Consider the following 3,223-nt stretch of genomic DNA (forward strand, 5'->3'; position numbering starts at 1 on the left):
AAAAAATTATCATTCAGCAAATAAATATATCTTTCCAGAACTTAAACCCTTTTTATCCATAATTTGTATAAAGGAGTTTTAGATGAAACTGGACAGGATTGAAATAATACAGGGTGACATCACGAAACAGAATGTAGATGCTGTTGTAAATGCTGCAAATAAATCACTTCTTGGTGGGGGAGGTGTTGACGGTGCTATCCACCGTGCTGCAGGACCACAGTTACTTGAAGAATGTAAAAATCTTGGTGGATGTGAGACAGGTGAGGCAAAAATAACAAACGCCTACAAACTCCCTGCTAATTGGGTTATCCATACTGTTGGACCAGTGTGGAAAGGCGGCGGCCACCATGAAGATGAAATGCTTGCAAAATGCTATATAAATTCACTGACCTTAGCTAAACAGTACAATATAAAGACCATAGCCTTCCCTGCTATAAGTACAGGGGCTTATGAATTTCCAGTTGAAAGGGCTTCAAGGGTTGCAATAAAACAGATAATTGATTTTCTTGAAAATGATTCGACTATAGAAAAAGTAATCCTTGTCTGCTTCAGTGAAAAGGATTATGAACATTACCAAAAAGCCATGTCTGAATTAACATAAAACAAAAGAGGTATATTATGATAGGTATAATGTCGGATTCCCATGACAATATGGATGCGATATATAAAGCAGTATCCGTATTTAATGAAAAGAATGTAAATTCTGTGTTACATGCCGGTGATATTGTGTCTCCTTTTACTGGTAAAGCACTTAGAAACCTTGAGTCGGAACTGTATTATGTTTTCGGTAACAATGATGGCGACATTTTGACCATTAAAAAATGGTTTGATGAGATAGGAGCTGAAAACTGTGGTAATTTTGGAGACCTGACAATTGAAGGTCGGCATATAGCACTGGTACATGGTGTCAATAATTCAATGGTAAAAGCGATTGCCGGTTCTGGAGATTATGATGTAGTTGTTCGTGGTCATACCCATAACAGAGGGACAGAATACATTAAAGGGACATTGATTATAAATCCAGGAGAAACAGCTGGTGTACTTACCGGCAACAGGTCAATAGCACTTCTTGATACTGATACTTTGGATGTAGAGTTTGTAGAAATCTGATATTTTTTAGTACCCCCTTTCAAGTATTTCGATAAGCTGGTCTGGATATGGCATATTGTTCTGGATTTTTTTATACACATTTTTTATAAAGGTAAAGAAAACCCCGATGTCTTTAGAGCTTGTCCGACAATAATTAATTAAGCAATAATATTTAATTGCTTAAGTTTTGCAGATTTTTGTTATTCTACAATACAAGGATTGATTTTTCAATTAATCATTTGTATTATCCAGAATTTAGCCATATTTTCCTTAGATTAACAGCAGCACAAACCAGATTAAATTCAGTTTTTACTGAATTCAACCCTCTTGTAATAAATTCTCTGAATCTCAAATTCTGCTTGTAATTTCCGATAGCAGGTTCAACAGTATGTTTCCTTTGTTCAAATATTCTCTTTGCTTGTTCAGTTTTCATCTTATTTCTCAGATGTTTCCTATCTTCTGATACATAAGTAATTTTTAACTGCCGTATCCCATCTTTTCTGTTGGTACATTGATATTTGGATTTACAATCTCTGCAATGTATACCTCTGTAAACTCGAAGTTTTCCTGGCCTGTCTCTATCATTTGATTCAAAAGAAAATATCAAAATCCCGTTTTCAGGACAGATATACACATCCCTTTGTTCATCATAAATGAATCTTGAAACATTATAAGGATGCTTAGTATTATTTTCAGGTTTAGGGTTTTTCTTATAACTATTATCGATTTGTTCCGGTATATAAGGGTCCAGTTCTTTCTGTTTCAAGAATTGTATATTCTTTTCATGAATGTAACCACTGTCAGCACATATTTTCGTATTTTTACTTAATCTCCCACAATACTTTTCAACAAGTTCAAGTTGTGGTTTAAGCTGATGAGCATCGTTTCTATCCTGACATACATCATTAGCAATTATGATTCCTTCCTTATGGTCTACCGTAATCTGAGTATTATATCCCAGTTCAATTCTACCTTTCTTGTTCTTGATAAATCTTGATTCAGGGTCTGTTAAACTAAACCTTTTGGTGGTATCCTTATCGGATTCGTACTTAGCTATCTTTACGTTATCCAGGTGTTTCAAGTTTTTATCCTGATTTGCATTATTAAGCTTATCAGCATACTTCTTACAGACAGATTTAACTCGGTTCTTGCTGGTTTCATCAAGCTGGTCATAGCCTCTGCAGTCTTGTAATTGTTCATCTTCGAGTTCATCAGTTGCAATACTTTCTTTCAGCATCTTGTTGATGTAATCTTCGATGACCTCCAGTTCATCTCTTGTGACAGTACTGTTGTTGGATGCGGATGCTTTAACTACAGACCCATCAATACTCAGATTTTCCATCCCCACTGACCCAACTTCTCTGGCAGCAGTAACGGTGTTTTTGAAGATTTCTCTGATCAAATCTCCATTGTCCTTTCTGAAATCACTTATAGTCCTGAAATCCGGGGTTTGTTTCTCGGCAAGGTACATGTATACTACATTTTCACGTACACATCTTGCGATGGTACGTGAAGATCTGATTCCATCAATCATCGCCTGTATCAGTACTTTGCAGAGTATCCTTGGATGATATGCAGGATGCCCTGCACCCGCATATCTATCTTCGAACTCGCTGAAGTCGAGTTCTTCTACGAATGAATCTACCAGGTAGCAGATGTGGTCAGAACTTATCATGTCTCTTATATCAGGCGGCAGCAGCCATGTCTGGTCTTTGGATGATTGGATGAAAGCCATGTTAATAAATTAATTAATCTATAATTTATATTTATTTGTCTAATAGATAAAAATAGGTTAACAGTGGTCAGAATTGTTGGACAGCCTGTTTAGCATCGTGGTATGATAAATGGTCAAAAAAAGTATAAGTATTTTGCTAAATGATTATATAATGTATGTATCTGACCCAGAAGAATCATCTCCGTGCTGATAAGCAGACGTATGAAACTTTGAAAAGGTTGACCAAACTGTCCAAGAACCTGTACAATTTCACATTGTATACGATTAGACAGTATTTCTTCAACTACAGGAAATATCTCAATAAGAATACTGCTTATCACACGGTTAAAGAGAACGAGAATTACAAATTGATGCCATCTCAGGTTGCCCAGAATACTGTGGAAACTGTAGATGGTAGTA

At 36.0% G+C, this 3,223-nt stretch carries 3 protein-coding genes and 1 pseudogene; 3 read left to right on the forward strand and 1 reads right to left on the reverse strand.

Annotation, left to right across the window (positions count from 1 at the left end):
• The first annotated feature begins 82 nt into the window (after positions 1–82).
• Positions 83–601 carry an O-acetyl-ADP-ribose deacetylase gene (locus QZ276_RS02315; protein ID WP_292484921.1) on the forward strand — a complete coding sequence of 173 codons (519 nt, stop codon included), beginning with the start codon at positions 83–85 and terminating at the stop codon, positions 599–601.
• 17 nt (positions 602–618) lie between these two features.
• Positions 619–1,110 (forward strand): metallophosphoesterase, encoded by a 492-nt coding sequence (locus QZ276_RS02320; RefSeq protein WP_292484923.1) that lies wholly within the window; start codon positions 619–621, stop codon positions 1,108–1,110.
• A gap of 223 nt (positions 1,111–1,333) precedes the next feature.
• On the opposite strand, the gene QZ276_RS02325 is transcribed toward QZ276_RS02320, so the two are convergent.
• The gene (locus QZ276_RS02325; RefSeq protein WP_292484925.1) at positions 1,334–2,824 is read right to left on the reverse strand and encodes an IS1182 family transposase; all 1,491 of its coding nucleotides are present in this window, start codon (positions 2,822–2,824) and stop codon (positions 1,334–1,336) included.
• A gap of 155 nt (positions 2,825–2,979) precedes the next feature.
• Between QZ276_RS02325 and QZ276_RS02330 the strand changes: the two are divergent.
• A pseudogene (locus QZ276_RS02330) lies at positions 2,980–3,223 on the forward strand (RNA-guided endonuclease TnpB family protein); the annotation flags it as partial.

It is taken from the genome of Methanohalobium sp. (assembly GCF_018609725.1).
In the GTDB taxonomy this organism is placed as follows: domain Archaea; phylum Halobacteriota; class Methanosarcinia; order Methanosarcinales; family Methanosarcinaceae; genus Methanohalobium.

What these genes read in the sequence shown, in the direction of transcription:
- QZ276_RS02325 (WP_292484925.1), bottom strand. Translation starts at nt 2,824, where the DNA reads ATGGCTTTCATCCAATCATCCAAAGACCAGACATGGCTGCTGCCGCCT.
- QZ276_RS02315 (WP_292484921.1), top strand. Translation starts at nt 83, where the DNA reads ATGAAACTGGACAGGATTGAAATAATACAGGGTGACATCACGAAACAG.
- QZ276_RS02320 (WP_292484923.1), top strand. Translation starts at nt 619, where the DNA reads ATGATAGGTATAATGTCGGATTCCCATGACAATATGGATGCGATATAT.